This window comes from Flavobacterium sp. (assembly GCF_044357305.1).
Classification (GTDB): domain Bacteria; phylum Bacteroidota; class Bacteroidia; order Flavobacteriales; family Flavobacteriaceae; genus Flavobacterium.
The window spans coordinates 119,602-138,682 of record NZ_JBIKPS010000005.1 but is presented as its reverse complement, the minus strand read 5'-3'; the positions used below and the strand labels follow the sequence as shown (position 1 = coordinate 138,682).

At 33.4% G+C, this 19,081-nt stretch carries 15 protein-coding genes and 1 tRNA gene; 8 read left to right on the top strand and 8 right to left on the bottom strand.

The genetic code is table 11. The features are described from left to right. Positions 1-80 precede the first annotated feature (80 nt). The 6 genes from ACIQ2J_RS05675 to ACIQ2J_RS05650 all read right to left on the bottom strand — a co-directional run bounded on the left by ACIQ2J_RS05675 (position 81) and on the right by ACIQ2J_RS05650 (position 8,600). Positions 81-1,070 (bottom strand): cation diffusion facilitator family transporter, encoded by a 990-nt coding sequence (locus ACIQ2J_RS05675; RefSeq protein ID WP_396167428.1) that lies wholly within the window; start codon positions 1,068-1,070, stop codon positions 81-83. Positions 1,071-1,273: 203 nt separating this feature from the next. Next, a tRNA-Arg gene (locus ACIQ2J_RS05670) sits at positions 1,274-1,347 on the bottom strand. Positions 1,348-1,442: 95 nt separating this feature from the next. Further along, the gene (locus ACIQ2J_RS05665; RefSeq protein ID WP_396167427.1) at positions 1,443-1,595 is read right to left on the bottom strand and encodes an SsrA-binding protein; all 153 of its coding nucleotides are present in this window, start codon (positions 1,593-1,595) and stop codon (positions 1,443-1,445) included. A gap of 5 nt (positions 1,596-1,600) precedes the next feature. Further along, the gene (locus ACIQ2J_RS05660) at positions 1,601-6,676 is read right to left on the bottom strand and encodes a T9SS type B sorting domain-containing protein (RefSeq protein ID WP_396167426.1); all 5,076 of its coding nucleotides are present in this window, start codon (positions 6,674-6,676) and stop codon (positions 1,601-1,603) included. Between the two features lie 180 nt (positions 6,677-6,856). Further along, positions 6,857-7,672, bottom strand: coding sequence for an ABC transporter permease (locus tag ACIQ2J_RS05655; RefSeq protein ID WP_396167425.1), 816 nt, complete (start codon positions 7,670-7,672; stop codon positions 6,857-6,859). A gap of 34 nt (positions 7,673-7,706) precedes the next feature. Further along, positions 7,707-8,600, bottom strand: coding sequence for an ABC transporter ATP-binding protein (locus ACIQ2J_RS05650; protein ID WP_396167424.1), 894 nt, complete (start codon positions 8,598-8,600; stop codon positions 7,707-7,709). Positions 8,601-8,995: 395 nt separating this feature from the next. Here ACIQ2J_RS05650 and nadC point away from each other — a divergent pair, with 395 nt between their 5' ends. The 3 genes from nadC to priA all read left to right on the top strand — a co-directional run bounded on the left by nadC (position 8,996) and on the right by priA (position 13,417). Continuing rightward, a complete protein-coding gene (gene nadC, locus ACIQ2J_RS05645) occupies positions 8,996-9,853 on the top strand; it encodes a carboxylating nicotinate-nucleotide diphosphorylase (protein WP_396167423.1) in 858 nt (285 codons plus the stop codon). 33 nt (positions 9,854-9,886) lie between these two features. Continuing rightward, a complete protein-coding gene (locus ACIQ2J_RS05640) occupies positions 9,887-10,834 on the top strand; it encodes a YihY/virulence factor BrkB family protein (protein WP_396167422.1) in 948 nt (315 codons plus the stop codon). A gap of 108 nt (positions 10,835-10,942) precedes the next feature. Further along, the gene (gene priA, locus ACIQ2J_RS05635; protein ID WP_396167421.1) at positions 10,943-13,417 is read left to right on the top strand and encodes a primosomal protein N'; all 2,475 of its coding nucleotides are present in this window, start codon (positions 10,943-10,945) and stop codon (positions 13,415-13,417) included. Here the strand turns inward: priA and ACIQ2J_RS05630 are convergent. After that, positions 13,411-14,109 carry a LytR/AlgR family response regulator transcription factor gene (locus ACIQ2J_RS05630; protein WP_396167420.1) on the bottom strand — a complete coding sequence of 233 codons (699 nt, stop codon included), beginning with the start codon at positions 14,107-14,109 and terminating at the stop codon, positions 13,411-13,413. The two genes, priA and ACIQ2J_RS05630, sit on opposite strands and share 7 nt — an antisense overlap. Positions 14,110-14,281: 172 nt before the next feature. Here ACIQ2J_RS05630 and rpsF point away from each other — a divergent pair, with 172 nt between their 5' ends. The 5 genes from rpsF to ligA all read left to right on the top strand — a co-directional run bounded on the left by rpsF (position 14,282) and on the right by ligA (position 18,129). After that, a complete protein-coding gene (rpsF, locus tag ACIQ2J_RS05625; protein WP_353083631.1) occupies positions 14,282-14,623 on the top strand; it encodes a 30S ribosomal protein S6 in 342 nt (113 codons plus the stop codon). Between the two features lie 2 nt (positions 14,624-14,625). Beyond that, complete coding sequence (rpsR, locus tag ACIQ2J_RS05620) at positions 14,626-14,922, top strand: 30S ribosomal protein S18 (RefSeq protein WP_007138295.1); 297 nt, start codon at positions 14,626-14,628, stop codon at positions 14,920-14,922. Between the two features lie 65 nt (positions 14,923-14,987). Further along, positions 14,988-15,428 (top strand): 50S ribosomal protein L9, encoded by a 441-nt coding sequence (rplI, locus tag ACIQ2J_RS05615; RefSeq protein ID WP_396167419.1) that lies wholly within the window; start codon positions 14,988-14,990, stop codon positions 15,426-15,428. Between the two features lie 155 nt (positions 15,429-15,583). Continuing rightward, entirely contained in the window at positions 15,584-16,054 is a 471-nt protein-coding gene (locus ACIQ2J_RS05610; RefSeq protein ID WP_396167418.1) for a DUF6495 family protein, read from the top strand. 74 nt (positions 16,055-16,128) lie between these two features. Next, a complete protein-coding gene (gene ligA / locus ACIQ2J_RS05605) occupies positions 16,129-18,129 on the top strand; it encodes an NAD-dependent DNA ligase LigA (RefSeq protein ID WP_396167416.1) in 2,001 nt (666 codons plus the stop codon). Positions 18,130-18,166: 37 nt separating this feature from the next. Here ligA and ACIQ2J_RS05600 read toward each other — a convergent pair whose 3' ends face one another. Then, a complete protein-coding gene (locus ACIQ2J_RS05600) occupies positions 18,167-19,078 on the bottom strand; it encodes a bifunctional metallophosphatase/5'-nucleotidase (protein ID WP_396167415.1) in 912 nt (303 codons plus the stop codon). Between the last annotated feature and the right edge of the window lie 3 nt (positions 19,079-19,081).

Sequence of the window (19,081 nt, the reverse complement as noted above, 5' to 3'; positions counted from 1 at the left end):
AATAGAATTAATTTCTGATATAAATATAGAAAAAAAATAATTAAAAAATATGAAACGACTAGAATAAGAAAAACGGAGGATTAATTATCTATTCGGTGTTTGTTGTCTAACGAAATGTTTTCAATAGTCCACTCAATGGTTCTAACAAATTCGTGTTTACGCACATGGCATTCTTTTTTGCTGCAAATTTCACAAGAAAACTCCAAACAACCATCGGTATGCACCATCAGTTCCACACTGTCGCCAAAGTTGTTTTTTACAATTTTCTCTAATTCATCAACCTCCAAATGCCCTTCGTGAATATTGAAATACCACGGAATGGTAAGATGGCAATCTAGATGTAGTGTTCCTCCATACTTTATAAATCTTAAATTGTGCAAATCAATCCAATTTTCGCGACGTTTAGATTGGCAATAACCTACCATTTTTTCTAACAATTCATCGTCGGCCTCGTCCATGATTCCAGCAATAGAGGTGCGTAATATTTTATATCCAGCAACAATTATGATGACAGCAAAAACAAATGCTACAACACTATCTATCCAGGTATAATGCGTGAAATAAATTAGAATTAAACCAATTACAATGCCTAGGGTTGCGTAGGTGTCGGATTGCATGTGTTTTCCTGTTGCAATTAGTGCTAAGGAATTATTTTTCTTGCCTTTTTTTATAGAAAAATGACCAACTATGTAATTGATAATTCCTGTTAACCCTACTAAATATATCCCGAAATCAAGTTGTTTTAGTTCGTGTGGATGTTTTAAATTGTTTATAGCTTCGTAGATAATTACAAAACTTGAAACTATCATTAGGGTTCCTTCAATAGTTGCCGATAGAAACTCTACTTTTCCGTGGCCATAAGGATGGTTTTTATCTTTTGGTTTGGCAGAAAGGTACAAGCTGTATAGTCCAATAAAACCACTAATGACATTGATGGTATATTCTAAAGTATCGGTTAATATAGCAACAGAATTAGTAAAATACCAAGCGGTTAATTTGATTAAAAACAAAAATACTATAATGAAAGTTAGTTTTTTTTGAATTTCAAAATTTTCTTTAGACTTGTACATTAGGAGTTTTAATTTGCATCAAAAGTAATGAATTCAAAGTCTTTTTTAATTAAATAAGTAGGTCAAATTGAAATTTTGAGTATTTTTTAAATATTAGTAATGATTATACAAGTATTATTTATCTAACAATACAAAAATCGTACATTTATTAATATTAAAAATCCTTAAACCACTGAAATCAGTGCGTTTAAGGATTTTCTTAGTGACCTCGACTGGATTCAAACCAGTAACCTCTTGAGCCGTAATCAAGTGCGCTATTCAGTTGCGCCACGAGGCCTTTTTTGTGGGTGCAAATATAGGGATTATTATGTTATCTGCAAATCATTTGAAGAAAATTAAATATTACTTATTGCTTAATTATTATTGTATTATTTAATTTCCTAATGCTCTTTTAGTTACATAATACCGCCAGCCAATAAGAGCCATTTGCCATTTTTTGGCGTTGGTGATATCCAGTTGTTTTTTGGTGAAACTTGGTAATAAGAGTTTGTTTAATTGGGCAATAAATTTAAAAACTAGTTGCATATTCATTATCGTTTTAAACTAAAATGTCCTTTAGTGGTTCTGCCATCGTCTAATTGGATATTATACCAATAATCATCTGCTGGAGCTAATGCACCATTGTAAAGACCATCCCATCCACTTCCTACTGGGGAAATTTGTTTGATAAATTTTCCGTAGCGATCAAAAATTTGAATTATCGAATTGGAATAAAATTTATAGCTAGCGCCTTTGATATTCCAAGTATCGTTAAACCCGTCACCATTTGGAGTGAAGTATTTTGGTACACCAAGGACGGAAATAGTTTGTTGTGCAATACCACATCCATTTAAATCTTTTATGTAAACGGTATGGATTCCCATAGGAACATTTTCGAAAAAATTAGAAAATTGGTAGGGTCCATAAGGATCCTGAATGCTGTACACATAATTTCCATTTCCGGTAACTATAACTTCTACAGTATCTAAATCAGATAAATCTACAATATTAATGTGGTCTATAGAGGCAATTACTGAGGTAGTTACTTCAATAGTTCTAGTTTCGGTACAGCCTGTTGCATTTGTAACTATTACAGAGTAGGTACCTCCAGCATTAACGGTTAAAGAATAATTGGTTGCTGCAGGAATTAAAACAGTATTTAAATACCATTGGTAGGTGTAATTGCTAATAGGTGTTCCGCTAAGAACTCCCGCATTTATAGTTACGGTAAAGGTTGGAAGGTTAGTACACACTAATTGGTTTGCCCAACCATTTTGATTTAAATCAATATTTGGAATTGGATTAACCACAAAATTTAAAGTAGCAGTTGCAGGACAACTCGGATTTATTGGATTGGTAATAGTTACTACTACATTTTGTGTTGCAGTATTGAATGTTGTTGGAAGGTGCGGAAGTACTTGCCCATTTTGTAAAGTAAATGTAATGTTCATCCCAGTTTGTGCTCCTAAAAGAATACTTTCAAAGCTAGTGGTGTCAAATGGATAGCTTCCGTTTTGTAAAGCCGGATCGGATTCATCATCACATTTGTTTAATTGAGCTGGAGGAACAGTGAAAATTTGAGGTAATTTATCAACAATAAAAGTTATGTTTTCTTCGTCATAACAAGGTCCATCGGTTGCTTGAGTAAGGTTATTAGTAACTCTAACAGTTATAGTTTGGGTAGTATTTACTGTGAAGGTTGTAATAGGGCTTATTACAGTTCCAGTTGCATCGTAATAAGTTACTGTTTTGTTGGTTTGACCATTTAAAATTGCTGCTTGAAGCGTAGAAGTGTCAAAAATATAAACGCCATCTTGATCGTCATCACAATGTCTTATGGTATTGGTAGCATTAATAGGGGTTGCAATAGGAAGTGCTTCTGCTGTTAAAGTTATAAAAGGGCCTAATCCGAAACATCCTTGGTAATTATTACTATCAATTCTTACATAAATTAATTGTTGGTTTATAGTGGTGTTTCTATACGCACTTGGGTTAATTGCATTAATTTGCGCTAAAGCATCGGCATTATTTGCATAATATTTTATAGTATAATTGGTACTTGGTATCGGCAAAATAGCATTGATGTCATTAGTTACGCTACTAAAATTAAATAAGGAAGTTCCATCCGTATCTGTTGAAATTCCGGTAACAGCATCATCGCAAAGAGTGAAATATCTATGAAAAGTTGCAGCGTTTATTTGGGTAACCGAAACTATTAAATTTATTTGCGCCACACTAAAACAGCCGTGTATATTTTCTACTCGCACCCAAACGGTTCCGCTTCCGCTGTTGTAAACTATAGGATTAGGTATTTTAACCAAGGGATCATTAGTGTTTGCTCCGGCTAGTGTTGTGAAATAAGTGAACGTTTCGCTGGCAAAATTGGTTGATATTTGAGAGTTATTTACGGTTAAATTAAAATCGGATATTCCATCAATATCATCATCACATTGTTTTAAGGTAATAGGACTTGTTACTACCGGCAAAGCATATGTTGTTAGTGCAGCTGGGATAGATTCACTTCCGCATTTATTTCCGTTTTTATTTAAAATAACTTTATATTGGTAACCACTCATGGATGGACTAACATTTGAAATTGATACTGTGTTAGTAGTTGCTCCAGAATAAATAGCATTATTAACCACATTTGCCCATGTGGTTCCGTTAAATACTTGCCATTGGTAGGAAGTAACAGTATTGGAAGTAATAGTAAAAGTAGCACTTTGATTTTCACAGGTTACCATAGCTTGGGGTTGTACAGTAATGGTTATTGGAGCTCCAATAACATAATCTTGACTTGCAACTAAGTAAGCGGGGCCACTAGTTACAATTCCGTTTGCGTTTACTGTTGGCGGAGCTGTAAGACCTAATGTGCCAAAGGTTGCATTAAATAGTGTGTATCCAGCTTCAATAACATCTAAACATCCATCAGCATCACTGTCGTTATCCAAATAATTGTTAAGTCCATCAGAATCTGTATTGGCAAGGGTGTAATTTAAAACTCCGTTATCTGGTGAGGTTTCAACTGCATCTGCTAAACCGTTAATTCCAAAAGCACTTCCGTCTATAACACCATTCAAATTAGCATCTAATGCTGTTGAACCCGATTCGTTTATATCGTAAATTCCGTCGTTATCGGAATCTAAATCTAAATAATCTGCAACTCCATCGGCGTCCGAATCTACTGGAGTTATTCCGGTTCCAAATGCATCGTCCATTCCATCATGATTTGTATCCACGTTAGAAATAGAGGTATAAATTGCGCCTTGTGCTTCTATAGGATCTAAAATCCCATCATTATCAGTATCTAAATCGACATGGTCTGGAACACCATCTCCATCGGAATCTTTAGCTAGGCAAGTAACAATTAATTTGAAAGTTGCTTTGTCACCAATGGTTTCTGAAAGATTTTTATGTGTAAAAATTAGGGTACTAGAATTATTAGTCAAAAATTGGAAAGTTCCTGTTCCTGCTGCTAATGGAACCGTGCTATTAAGTCGGAAGCGAATTTCAAAAGAGGAATATTGGGTGACACCACTTTCATAAATTCCATCATAATTAGTATCAATCAATAATTGATTGTCTGGATTTAATACCGTTATGGTTTTATTAATAGGAGAATTCAAGATAAAATCACCATTGGAATCTAATAAATCAGTTGAGTTTGCAGTGGTAACATATTCCATAGCCAATGAAATAGGTTGTGTAAAACTCATGGTGTATTTTACAAAACTGGTTTTCCCTATAGGAACATCGGAAATAAAACTTCCATCAGAACTTCCAGTGAATGGCGTTGTACTTGTTGCTGTTGAGGTGGTTATAATTCCATTAAAAGTATTGGAATAGGTACCTACATTTATAGTTCCTGTAGTTGTATTTGCTAGAGATATAACTTGATCTCCTAGTGATTCGTTGCAATTTGTAATACCATCATTGTCGAGATCAATATCAATATTGTCATTTACACTATCATTATCGGTGTCAAATGCACAAGAACTTACCGGAATTTCATCGGAATAAAAATCAATTCCGCAGGCAGTTAGTGATGCTTTAATCTTATAATATCCTGGCTGAGTAGGAATATAGTTATTAGAAGTTGCTCCTGAAATAGGGTTTCCATTAAAATACCATTGGTAAACATCAAAGTTACTAATTGAATTTACATTAAGATTTATATTAGGGATACAATCTGATAGGTTAGTGACCGTAGGTTGGAATACAATTTCTGGTTTAAAAGTAAAACCAGAATAATAACCACCATAAGTAGCGGCACCACTCGTTCCATAATAAGAAACATATACTTGTTCAGTAGAAAAAACCGAAACATTCCCGGTCAATCCTTCAATACTGTAAGTCACAAAATCAGGGTTCCCGGTAACATTCAAAGGACCATTTATGTTAAGGCTTGATGGTAATGTAGCAAAAGAATAATTTACCCCATCGATAATAAAAGTTAAAGTTGCCCCCGTTTTAGTTACTATACAAACGGTTCCTAAAAAATCTGTTAAATCACCAACTTCATTAATAAGTGGTATGTTGTTTATTGATTTAGGCGTTTGACAACTTAACGGAGGAACAAAACACATGTTTTGATTGGCTTGGCTATTAGAACCACCAATTCCTTGATAGGCAAAAATATTTTTGGAACTTCTTACATACAGATTACCATCGGCAGAGAAATCGGATCCGCTCAGCGCCAAATATTGACCCGAATTTAAAGTTATAATGGGAGTTGTGCTTCCGTTTAGGTAAATTTCGGTAGTATCTTGATCGGCTATCAATAAAGGTCTTTCGGTTACATCTACTCCAGAACCTTTTACAAAGATATATTCCATTCCAGTCCTTTCTGCAGACACAATTTGATCCATTCCTAAATCTAGATTGGATGTTGAACCATTACTACCTGCAAAAGAGCCACAATTTACTGCTATTGGTTTGTTTGAAGTAATAGAAGCTCCAATTAAGCCGTCTTTATTTGCAACATTCGGACCCTCTACAGCTATGGCAAAACTTTGTCCTGCATTTAATGTAATATTGGAAGGATTGCTTCCTGCAGCCGTATTATTAATAAGTTGCACTCCAGGTTTTATATCGGCAAATGAAATGGTAGTATTATTTTCTGTTGCTAATATTGTAGCAAAAGTATAATGATTGGATGTTGTTGAGGGCGCTCCTGTATTAATAAACCCACCTATTCTAAAATGAGTTCCTAGTGCTGCACCACCTTTTGAAACTAAGCCTCCAGCCTGATAGTTTTGAGTTGTAGAAGTTAATCTTACATTGGCGTAGATTAAGTCTTGAGCATTAATGATGTATCCTTTATTATTTTTTATAGAGTTTACATCGCTTCTTGAAATTAATAATTGTGTGTCAAAATCTGAACCGATATTATATATATATGGAGTATCTCTACTTACAGTTCCAGAAATAATAGTACCTCCAATTTCTTGAATAATAAAACTTACAGGCGTTACGCTTGGACAGGAAATATAAATATACTGACCCTGAGGCTCTTGATTATCCGAATTGGATAAAGGTGGTATATAATGCGTTTTACTAAATTGCGAGTAACAATTTATTGAAAATAATGCAGTAATTATAATAGATAGAAGTAGGGTCTTTTTCATGGGCATAAAAGTACTATTTTTTTTAAATATTTTTTAATAGAAATTTTTCCTTTAACATTTGTTTCTATTTGTAATTAAACAATTTTTAAAAAAGTAAGACCTAAAAAACGGTTTAGGGTTTAATAGGTCTTACTTTTAAAATACTAGAAAAAAAATGCAGTTTATTAGGTATTTAAAATGCTACAAATCTCTTTTTTTCAAAAGTAAATAAGAGGAATAAACGAAAATAGCAGTCCATGTTAAAACAATTAGGATGGTTGTGAAATGAACATCATAATTTTTTACATTTATTATTCCAATTTGGGAATTGATGTTTTTTATTGCCGATAGTTTGGTAAAGGGTTCAATTAATAGTTGTGACATGGATTCTAATGGTAAGAATCTATTGAAAGAATGCCTCCATCCAAATTTCGTATAGACCAGGAAACACTCCATTAGAAACCAAATAAATAGAAATCCTAGAGCAAAAGCCGAACGCTTTATTAGTATTCCTATAAATAAACAAAAGGAAAAAAAACCAACCAGATTTACAAAATAGGCTACTAAATATTCCATCCTTGAGAAAATGATTCCCACTTCGGTATAAGATGAAAAAACCAAACCTAAAATTAAGGATATCAGAAACACAAAAATGGTAGAAACTAACGAAAATGCTACCACTGTAATGAATTTAGATGCAATAAATTCCTGTTTGCTCATGCCATCAATTAAGTTTTGTTTCAAAGTGCCATAACTGTATTCGTTAGACATCATCGACACAATAATTATTGCAAAAAATACTTTGGCAAACACAGCAATAAACGAGTTGAAATGCCATATAAAAGGAAAGTTGAAAACGCCTTGATCGGCAATGTCAATGTGAATCGGACCAACATCAAATTTTATGGAAGCCACCAAAGCAATTAAACTAAGTAACCCAAAGTAAGTAATAGTTAATACCCTGCCGGCTCTGTTTTTCCATATTTTTTGTAATTCTATAGAGAGTAATCGTTTCATTTTTTTTGTTTTAGAATAAAGAGTTCTTTTGCTTTTATTTACCAGTTAATTGTAAAAAATGATCTTCCAAACTATTTTTACGTTGCACTAAATGGTTGAGGTAAATAGATTTATCTACCAAAAAATGGTTTAAAAGCGCAGTATCGATATCGGTTTTCGAATATATTTCTACTTTTCCATTAGCTTCGGTAATACGGTCAATGAGTGGGTAAGTTTCTAGTGCTGCAATTAATGCTTTTGTATTTGCTGCTTGCACTTCAATGTAGCCATTGCCAGACGCCATTCCTGCTACATTTCCAGAATATAAGATTTCTCCTTTACGTAATACCACAACGTGAGTACATACTTTTTCTACTTCATCCAATAAATGCGATGCTAATAAAATAGTAGTTCCTAGACTTGCAATGTGCTTGATAATATCTCTAATTTGATGAATTCCTTGCGGATCTAAACCATTAGTAGGTTCGTCTAAAATCAATATTTCAGGATCGTTTAACAATGCCGATGCTATTGCCAATCGTTGCTTCATCCCTAAAGAAAAGGTGTTAAACTTGCTGTCTTTTCGCTCTAGCAAACCAACAACTTCTAGTTTTTCGGTAACTTTAGAGTAATCGATGCCTTTAATTTTGCAAACTAATTTCAAATTTTCCTCTGCCGTCATGTAGGGGTAAAAATTTGGTCGTTCAATAATAGCGCCAACTTTTTTCAAGGCTTCGTGCGTTTGCATAGCGCCATCAAACCAAGAATATTCTCCCGAGGTTTTATTGACAACATTCAATACAATTCCTAAAGTCGTCGATTTTCCGCTGCCATTAGAGCCAAGTATGCCATAGACATTTCCTTTTAGTATTTCAAATGATACGTTATTCACAGCATGTACTTTGCCGTAACGCTTGTGCAGATTTTTTATTGATAGTATTGTTTCCAAGGAATATTATTTTAAAATAAGACGAGAAAGGATGGAAATTGTTACTTGGTTTTTTGAAATAAAAAAACTCCCCAACTGAAATACAATTGAGGAGTACTGTTTTAATCTCTTTTAGGAGTATTTTTCTTAATTCTTTTTTCTTCCTTCTTCTCTTTTGCAGTTTTAAGAGGTTCTTTTTTTTCTGTTTTCTTTGCGTCTTGACTTTTTGCCATGGTTAGTATTTTTATAAATTGCTAATAGGTAAATATAAATATTTTTTTTAAAAAATCCTATAACATGTATATTTTTTTTTGATTGGAGGTGTATTTTTAATTTTAGAAACTTTAAATCAATTTACCTTTTTATCTACTTTTTAATCAAGATTTTTAATTATTTTAGCATTTCAAATTACGATTATGATTTCTGAAATACAATTTCAAAACGAACTCCAATTAATAATCCAAAATGCTATTCGCGAAGACGTAGGCGATGGCGATCATTCTTCCTTGTCTTGTATTCCTGCTTCGGCAGAAGGAAAAGCCAAACTATTAGTGAAAGATGCCGGAATTATTGCTGGAGTAGCATTTGCAAAAATGATTTTTAATTTTGTGGATGCTAATTTAAAGGTAGAAACTCTTATTCAAGATGGTGCTTCGGTTACACATGGTGAAGTGGTTTTTTATGTTTCCGGAAGTTCCCAATCCATACTGAAAGCGGAGCGTTTGGTTCTTAATTCGATGCAACGAATGAGTGCTATTGCTACTAAAACCAAGAAGTATGTGGATATTCTACAAGGTACAAACACCAAAATTTTAGATACTAGAAAAACAACTCCAGGATTTCGTGCTTGCGAAAAATGGGCAGTGACTATTGGTGGTGGCGAAAACCATCGTTTTGCTTTGTACGATATGATTATGCTAAAGGACAACCATATTGATTTTGCAGGTGGAATAACCAATGCAATTACCAAAACCAAAGAATATTTGAAATCCAATAACAAGGATTTAAAAATAATTGTAGAAGCTAGAAATCTAGATGAAATAAAAGAAATCCTACAAAACGATGGTGTTTATAGAATACTGATTGATAACTTTAATTTTGAAGATACTAAAACTGCAGTTGCTTTAATAGGTAGCCAATGTCTTACAGAATCCTCCGGAAATATTAATGAAAAAACTATTCGTGAATATGCTGAATGCGGAGTAAATTATATTTCCTCAGGTGCTTTAACCCATTCGGTTTACAACATGGATTTGAGTTTGAAAGCAATTTAATCAAAATGCAAGTATCTTTTTGGAAATAAAAATATGAGTATAGAAATTGAAGATAAATTAATGAAAATTCCGATAGTGAGGCAATTAGTCCTGCTAGGTAAATCTATAAAATTACCTTGGTTACACGGCTTATCGCTTTATGATTTATTGGAGCTTTACATTATCGGAATTGTAGAAGGTGCGGTTTCCTATCGTGCTACCGCCATTGCTTTCAGTTTTTTTATGGCGCTGTTTCCGTTTGCTTTATTTATTTTAAACTTAATTCCCTACATACCGATAGTAGGGTTTCAAGAAGATTTCATGAATTTTGTACATCAAAGTTTGCCTCCAACCACCTTTGATGCCGTATCTAAAATATTAAACGATATCTTACACAACAGCCATTCGGGCTTATTATCTACAGGTTTTTTTATGGCTATTTTCCTTATGGCAAATGGCGTTAATGCTATTTTAGGAGGTTTTGAAAGTTCGCATCACGTAACCTTAAAACGTAAATATTTCCGACAATATTTCATCTCTTTGGGATTGTCAATCATACTTTCATTAATTTTGATAATAACTGTTGCAGCCATAGTAATATTTGAAGTTTTCATTCAAAAAACAAAAATTCAAGATGTGTTGTCCGATAATATCCCGTTAATAGAAATGGGAAGGTATGCCTTTGTGGTTTTAATGATTCTTATTACCACTTCCTTATTGTTTAAATTCGGAACCAAACAAGACAGAAAACGCTCTTTTATTTCGATAGGCTCGGTATTCACTACCCTTTTAACCATTGTAACCTCTTATTTTTTCGGAATATGGGTTCTTAAATTTTCCAAATACAATGAACTCTACGGCTCTATTGGAACCTTATTAATTGTAATGTTTTTTATATGGATTAACAGTATGATTCTGCTTTTAGGATTTGAACTAAATGCTACCATCAATCGATTAAAGCAAAAACACGAAAGAGAATTGGAAACAATAAGCAGTAATTAGTATGTAGAAAACTGAAAACTGAAAACTGAAAACTCCAAACAATAAACTCCAAACAACAAACAACAAACAACAAACAATAAACAATATACAATAAACCCAAAACTTAAAATGCATTTCATCGAAGTACTTTTACCGCTTTCATTACCAAAAACTTTCACCTACAGAGTTTCGGAAGCCGAGTATAATTATATTCAAAAAGGAATGCGTGTTGCGGTGTCTTTCGGCAAAAGCAAAATATATACGGCCTTGGTAATTGACCTCCATCAGGTGCCGCCTACATTATACGAAGCCAAAGAAATCCATCAGATATTAGACGAAAAACCCATTGTAAATGAATTTCAAATAGCCCATTGGCAATGGATTTCTTCTTATTATATGTGTTCGATTGGAGATGTGTATCGAGGTGCAATGCCATCGGCTTTTATTTTAGAAAGCGAAACTATAATCTCACCTAGTAAAGATGCTGTTATTGAAGTCAACGAATTATCCGATGATGAATTCTTGATTTACGAAGCACTTCAACAGCAAAGTTCGTTGAAAGTGCAAGATATTATGGCAATTCTGAACAAGAAAAATATTTTTCCTATTGTTCAAAAACTGCTCAACAAAAACATACTTTCCTTGCAAGAAGAAATGCAGGAAGAATACAAACCAAAGTTAATTCGATACATCCGTTTGCATGAGGATTATACTTCCGATGCGAATTTGATGGCATTATTGGATTCTTTAAAAGGAGCCAAACAAAAGGATTTACTGATGCATTATTTTCAGTTGAATGCTAAAGGCACAAGCGTAAGCGAACTGGCGAAGCAAAAAAAGCCAATTTCGGTAAAACAATTAACGGAAGTTTCTCAAGCATCGTCAGCGGTAATTAAAGCATTAATTGATAAAAATATTTTTGAAGAATACCATTTACAACAAGACCGAGTAAATTTTGATAGAAATAAAACAGAGACAAATCTAGTTTTAAGTGAGGCGCAACAGCAGGCTTATATTGAAATTGGAGAAAGTTTTAAAACTAAAGAAGTTTCGCTTTTGCATGGAGTAACTTCTTCCGGAAAGACCGAAATTTACACCAAACTTATTGAAGATTATTTGGCGCAAGGCAAACAAGTATTGTATTTGTTACCCGAAATTGCACTTACTACCCAATTGGTCTCTCGATTAACGCAGCATTTTGGAAATGAAGTTGCTGTTTTTCATTCGAAATATTCCAATAACGAAAGGGTGGAAGTTTGGAACCAAGTTCTAGAAAAATCGGATAAAGCAAAAATTGTAATAGGAGCGAGGTCGGCTTTATTTTTGCCTTTTTCCAATTTAGGTTTGATTATAATTGATGAAGAACACGAGCAAACCTTTAAACAGCAAGATCCGGCACCACGATACCACGCAAGAGATGCGGCAATAGTTTTGGCGCAAGCCCAAAAAGCAAAAGTTTTATTAGGTTCGGCAACACCAAGTATTGAAACGTATTTTAATGCCCAATCTGGAAAATTTGGAATGATTTCCATTAAAGAACGTTTTGGTAAAGCGCCTTTGCCCGAAGTAGAATTGGTAGATTTAAAAGAAAATTACTTCAAAAAAAGAATGAAAGGACATTTTAGTCTTACTTTAATTGAGGCAATTACCGACACTTTAAGTTTGGGGGAACAAGTTATTCTTTTTCAAAATCGACGTGGTTTTTCTCCTGTTTTGGAATGTACTACCTGTGGACATATTCCGCAATGTACCAGTTGCAATGTGAGTTTGACCTATCATAAATTCAAAAACCAATTGCGATGCCATTATTGTGGCTATTCTATTGCAAAACCTACCAATTGCCATGCCTGTTCTAGTGTTGATATTTCGGCAAAAGGTTTTGGTACCGAGCAAATTGAATTGGAATTAGCAGAATTATTTCCCACCAAAAACATCAAACGAATGGATCAAGATACCACTCGCGGGAAATATAGTTTTGAAAAATTAATTGATAGTTTTAAAAATAGAGAAATAGATATTTTGGTTGGAACCCAAATGCTTGCCAAAGGATTGGATTTTGACAACGTTACTTTGGTTGGAATTATGAATGCCGATACGATGCTGTACCATCCTGATTTTAGAGCTTTTGAGCGAAGTTTCCAAATGATGACTCAAGTAGCGGGTAGGGCAGGAAGAGCAGATAAACGTGGGAAAGTTATTATCCAGACGTATAATGTTAATCATAATGTAATCCAGCAGGTTACTCATAATGATTACGAAGGAATGTATAAAGAACAACTCTATGAAAGACTTATTTACAGGTATCCGCCGTATTTTCGTTTGATAAAACTTACTTTAAAACACAAGGATTTCGATAAATTAAAAGAAGGATCTATGTGGTTGTACCAAGTAGTGCAGCAAAATTTGCAAATGCCTGTGCTTGGTCCAGAAGAACCAGGAATTAATAGAATCCGCAATGAATATATTAGAACTATTATGATAAAAATTCCGCAAAACGGTTCTTTGTTAAATACAAAAAAAACTATTCAGAAAATTCTAAATAGTTTTGAAGCTATTGCTCAATATAGAGTTATAAAAGTTGTTGCAAACGTAGATTATTATTGATCTATTGCTAAGGCTTTAATCAAGCCTTCTTTTTTATTTCTGCTCAGCGGAATTTTGGTCTTGCCAATTTCTGCAAACTTGCTATTAAAGCGCTCCACCTTTCCTATGTTGATGATGTAGGATTTATGAACTCTTATAAATTTTTCGGAAGGCAAATCTTTTTCAAAAGACTTCATAGTTGATAAGACAAGGTTTGTGTCTTCTTCGGTAACTACTTTTACATAATCGCCATAAGCTTCAATCCATTTAATTTTATTAGTGAATATTTTAAGTTTTTTCAGATTACTTTTTATGAAAATATGATCTCCTTCTTCTTCAATACTTTCCCGTTTCATTAAATAAAGATCCATCGCTCTTTTTATAGAAGCATTAAAACGTTCTAATAAAAGAGGTTTTTGAAGGTAATCGGTAGCGTTGTAATCAAATGCTTTTAATGCATATTCCGCTTTGGAAGTAATGAAGATAATTTGAGGTTTTAATTTTAATCCATCAATAAAATCAAACCCATTAATTATGGGCATCTCTATATCTAGTAAAACTAAATCTACAGAATTTACGGTAATGCAATTTTTTGCTTCGATGGCATTTGAAAAATCACCTACTAAATGTAAATTTGGATGATTGTTAACCAATTTTGTAATGACTATTCTCTGTAAAGAACTGTCGTCAACAACTACACAGTTTAATTTCATTATTTATACAACTTTTTGATATTGATACGCTAAAGTATTTTTTTTTTTTAGTTCTACCTAATGTTTGTAGATTTTTTTAGTCCTTTAGCGATTAATATTGGTTTTCGCTTGTTTATTAATAATTTATTGTTACTTTTGCACCCAATTTTATATAATTAAAAACATATTTATTATGAATCATTACGAAACTGTTTTCATCTTAAATCCCGTTTTATCTGAAGTTCAGGTAAAGGAAACAGTAAGCAAATTTGAAGATTTTCTTACAAGTAGAGGAGCAAAGATGGTATCCAAAGAGGATTGGGGCTTAAAAAAATTAGCTTACGAAATCCAAAACAAAAAAAGTGGTTTTTACCATTTATTTGAATTCCAAGTGTCACCAGAAGTATTAATTGCTTTTGAAACTGAATTTAGACGTGACGAAAGAGTTATGCGTTTCTTGACTGTAAGTCTTGATAAACATGCAATATCTTGGGCAGAAAGAAGAAGAGAAAAACTTAAAGTAGCAAAAGCTTAATCATGGCAACATTACAACAATCAGCTTCAGGAAAAAAAGACGGAGATATTAGATATTTAACGCCTTTGAACATAGAGACTAACAAAACTAAAAAGTATTGTCGTTTCAAAAAATCTGGAATCAAATATATTGATTATAAAGATGCAGATTTCTTATTAAAATTCGTTAACGAACAAGGAAAAATTCTTCCTCGTCGTTTAACAGGAACTTCATTGAAGTATCAAAGAAAAGTGTCCGTTGCTGTAAAAAGAGCGCGTCACTTAGCTTTAATGCCGTATGTAGCCGATTTATTAAAATAATTTAAAATCAACAGTTGTTGGTTTCTCGTAAAAGGGAACCTAACTTCTATAATAAGGACAACAACATGGAACTTATATTAAAACAAGACGTTCAAAACGTAGGATTTAAAGACGATATCGTATCAGTAAAAGCTGGTTACGGTCGTAATTTCTTAATTCCACAAGGATTTGCTCAATTAGCAACACCTTCTGCAAAGAAAGTATTAGCTGAAAACTTGAAGCAAAAAGCACATAAAGAAGCTAAAGTAGTTGCAGATGCCAACAAAATTGCAGATGCATTAAGAGCTTTAGATATTAAAATTACTTCAAAAGCAGGTGGTGAAAAATTATTTGGTTCTATTACCAATATCGATATCGCTGCAGCTTTAGAAAAAGCAGGACAAACTATCGAAAGAAAATTCATCACTAGCGGTACTGTTAAACGTACTGGTAAATACACAGCTTCTGTAAGATTACACAGAGATGTAGTAGTTGAATTACCTTACGAAATTGTAGCTGAGGTTTAATATCTCATTATACTAAATTAAAAATCTCGATGCAAATCGGGATTTTTTTTTAATTATTTTCGAAGAACAATGTATTCTAATCCAAGCATAAAAATGTATTTTAGAAGTATGTTAAACTTCTAAGCTCATAAACTTCTAAACTCATAAACTCAATTATGAAATACAAAAGATTAACCAAAGAACAATTTGAAGAACTGCATCAGGAATTTGCAACCTTCTTAGCAACCCAGTCTATTGATAAAAAAGAATGGGATACCATAAAAACCAATACTCCAGAAGTTGCCGAACAGCAGCTGGATGTTTTCTCCGATTTAATTTGGGATAATGTCTTAACCAACGCACAATATTTAGAACATTTTTCTAAAAATCATATTTTTCTTTTCCATTGTCAAGAGAAATTAATTGAATCGATGGTGATAAAATCCTTAGTTACCGATGTAGATTTTATGGCTAAAGAAGGTATGGTTTGGTTGAGCGATAATTTATTTACGGAAACGGTAGAAATGCATTTGGGTAAAAAAGAATACCAAGAAGAACGCAATGCTGCTATTTTTAATTTAATAACCGAAGGTGCTATTTTAAGCGATGGCCAATTGTATGTTCAAATAAGTACGATTATTCAATAATTTTTTTTCTTTTAAATTCAAAATAAATGGCTATTTTAGTACGCGAAACGAACTAATTTAGCCATTATTTTTTTATGGAAATTCTACAAAAAATTCAAGAGTTACGAGAGGAGCTTAACCTGCACAACCACAACTACTATGTGTTGGATAAGCCTACAATTTCCGATTTTGAATTTGATCAAAAACTAAAACAATTACAAGATTTAGAAGCAAAACATCCTGAATATTTTGATGCTAATTCTCCTTCGCAACGTGTTGGAGGAACCATTACTAAAAATTTTCAAACCGTAGTGCACGAAAATCGAATGTATTCGTTGGACAATTCGTACTCTAAAGAAGATTTGCAAGATTGGGAAATTAAAATTCAAAAGGTTTTAGGAAACGTTCCTTTGCAATATACCTGCGAACTAAAATATGACGGTGCATCCATATCCATCACTTACCAAGACGGTAAACTATTAAAAGCAGTTACCCGTGGCGATGGATTTCAAGGGGATGATGTTACGAATAATATTAAAACGATAAAGTCTATTCCGTTGCAGCTTACCGGAAATTATCCTCCTAAATTTGATATTCGTGGAGAAATTATTTTGCCTTTAGAAGGATTTGAAAAAATGAATCAGGAATTATTGGATATTGGTGAACTACCTTATTCCAACCCTAGAAACACGGCTTCAGGAAGTTTGAAATTACAAGATAGTGCCGAGGTTGCCAAACGACCATTAGATTGCTTGTTGTATTTTATTATTGGAAACAATTTACCTTTTTCTACACAACATACAGGCTTGGAAGTTGCTAGAAATTGGGGATTTAAAGTTCCTACCCAATCTAAATTGGCAAAAAATCTGGAAGAAGTTTTTGAATTCATTAATTATTGGGATGTACACCGTCACGATTTGCCTTATGAAACGGATGGTGTAGTAATAAAAGTAGATGATTTTAATTTGCAAAATGAATTGGGTTACACTGCTAAGTCCCCTCGATGGGCTATTGCATATAAATTTAAATCGGAACAAGTCACTACCGTTTTGAATTCTATTTCGTACCAAGTTGGAAGAACAGGTGCAATAACTCCAGTTGCTAATTTAGAGCCGGTGCAGCTAGCAGGAACTATCGTTAAACGTGCTTCGTTGCACAATGCAGACCAAATTGAAAAACTGGACATTAGAGTAGGGGATACTGTTTTTGTAGAAAAAGGAGGTGAGATTATCCCGAAAATAATTGGAGTTGCTCAAAGAGGTTCTCAAGCAGAACCAACAAAATACATTACCCATTGCCCAGAATGCCATTCCGAACTAACTCGAAAAGAAGGAGAAGCCAATCATTTTTGTCCTAATTTTTATGGATGTCCGCCACAAATTATAGGTAGAATACAGCATTATATTTCCAGAAAAGCCATGGATATAGAAGGTTTGGGAGGTGAAACAGTTGCTTTGCTTTATGCAAATGGATTGGTTAAAGACTATTCCGATTTGTATGAATTGACTGTAGATCAAGTAATTCCATTGGAACGAATGGCCCAAAAAAGTGCTGAGAATTTAGTTAATGGCATCGAAAAATCGAAAGAAATTCCGTTTGAACGGGTTTTGTTTGCTCTCGGAATTCGTTATGTTGGAGAAACCGTTGCTAAGAAATTAGCCAAACATTATAAATCTATTGAAGCCTTACGTCAAGCATCGCTTATGGATTTGATTCTAGTAGATGAAATTGGCGAACGCATTGCCCAAAGCGTTATAGAGTTTTTTGAAAACAAAACAAATTGTGAAATTATTGATCGCCTAAAAAACTTTGGGGTTCAATTGGAATTAGTGGAAAAATTCAATCCCAATGCGACGGATAAATTAGTTGGAAAAATCTTCGTGGTTTCGGGAGTCTTTGAACTATTTTCCAGAGACGAATTAAAGAAAGCTATTGAAGACAATGGTGGTAAAGTGGCGAGTTCGATATCTGCCAAAACCGATTTTGTTATTGCAGGCGATAATATGGGTCCTGCTAAATTGGAAAAAGCCAACCAACTAGGAATTCCAATAATTTCCGAAAAGGATTTTGTAGAAATGGTAAAGGGTAACGCATAAATTGCATTACCCTTGTATTGTTTAAATAAATCAATGTTTACACCAAAATAGATTTTCCTTGGCTTGCAATTTCTTTATCGGAAGTAAGATAAAAATCAATACGCCCTAAATTCAATCCGTAACAACCTACTTGGTTAATTAGTACCTCTTTTCCGTCTAGATTTTTTTCAATTACCGGTTTGTCTAAAAATGTATGGGTATGCCCTCCAATTATCAAATCAATATTTTTAGTTTTTTTGGCAAGAATAAGATCGCAAACTTTATTCGGATCCTCTTTATAGTTATACCCAATATGCGATAAGCAAATAACTAAATCGCAGTTATTTTCGTGTTTAAGAATTCGTGCCATATCCGTAGCCGATTCAATAGGGTCGTTGTAAACCGTTTCTTTGCAGTTTTTCTTGTCTACTAGGCCTTGTAATTCAATGCCTAATCCAAAAACTCCAATTTTAACACCATCTACATGCGTTATTTTGTAAGGTTTTACATGGCCATCCAAGACGGTATTTTTAAAACCATAATTGGACACAAAATCAAATTTAGCATTTGGCATTTGCGAAAGCAAACCTTCAATTCCATTATCAAAATCATGATTTCCAAGGGTTACAATGTCATAACCCATCATATTCATTAATTTGAATTCCAATTCTCCGCCATAATAATTAAAATAAGGTGTTCCTTGAAAAATATCTCCAGCATCTAATAAAAGAACATTTTTGTTTTCTTTTCGGATGGTTTCAATGATGGCAGCTCTTTTAGCCACACCACCCATTCCAGGATTTCTAGGATGGTCTGCCGGAAAGGCATCAATATAACTGTGTACATCGTTCGTATGAAGGATGGTGATATGTTTTACTTTTTCACTTTTAAAACTACTTAATGAAAAACCCGTTAAGCCTAAAAAAGCAGAACTCGCAGCTGTTTTTTGAATAAAATCTCTTCTTTTCATAGT

Coding starts and splice junctions, on each gene's coding strand:
- ACIQ2J_RS05675 (WP_396167428.1), bottom strand. CDS start 1,070: ATGTACAAGTCTAAAGAAAATTTTGAAATTCAAAAAAAACTAACTTTC.
- ACIQ2J_RS05665 (WP_396167427.1), bottom strand. CDS start 1,595: ATGCAACTAGTTTTTAAATTTATTGCCCAATTAAACAAACTCTTATTA.
- ACIQ2J_RS05660 (WP_396167426.1), bottom strand. CDS start 6,676: ATGAAAAAGACCCTACTTCTATCTATTATAATTACTGCATTATTTTCA.
- ACIQ2J_RS05655 (WP_396167425.1), bottom strand. CDS start 7,672: ATGAAACGATTACTCTCTATAGAATTACAAAAAATATGGAAAAACAGA.
- nadC (WP_396167423.1), top strand. CDS start 8,996: ATGATTTCTGAAATACAATTTCAAAACGAACTCCAATTAATAATCCAA.
- ACIQ2J_RS05640 (WP_396167422.1), top strand. CDS start 9,887: ATGAGTATAGAAATTGAAGATAAATTAATGAAAATTCCGATAGTGAGG.
- priA (WP_396167421.1), top strand. CDS start 10,943: ATGCATTTCATCGAAGTACTTTTACCGCTTTCATTACCAAAAACTTTC.
- ACIQ2J_RS05630 (WP_396167420.1), bottom strand. CDS start 14,109: ATGAAATTAAACTGTGTAGTTGTTGACGACAGTTCTTTACAGAGAATA.
- rpsF (WP_353083631.1), top strand. CDS start 14,282: ATGAATCATTACGAAACTGTTTTCATCTTAAATCCCGTTTTATCTGAA.
- rpsR (WP_007138295.1), top strand. CDS start 14,626: ATGGCAACATTACAACAATCAGCTTCAGGAAAAAAAGACGGAGATATT.
- rplI (WP_396167419.1), top strand. CDS start 14,988: ATGGAACTTATATTAAAACAAGACGTTCAAAACGTAGGATTTAAAGAC.
- ACIQ2J_RS05610 (WP_396167418.1), top strand. CDS start 15,584: ATGAAATACAAAAGATTAACCAAAGAACAATTTGAAGAACTGCATCAG.
- ligA (WP_396167416.1), top strand. CDS start 16,129: ATGGAAATTCTACAAAAAATTCAAGAGTTACGAGAGGAGCTTAACCTG.
- ACIQ2J_RS05600 (WP_396167415.1), bottom strand. CDS start 19,078: ATGAAAAGAAGAGATTTTATTCAAAAAACAGCTGCGAGTTCTGCTTTT.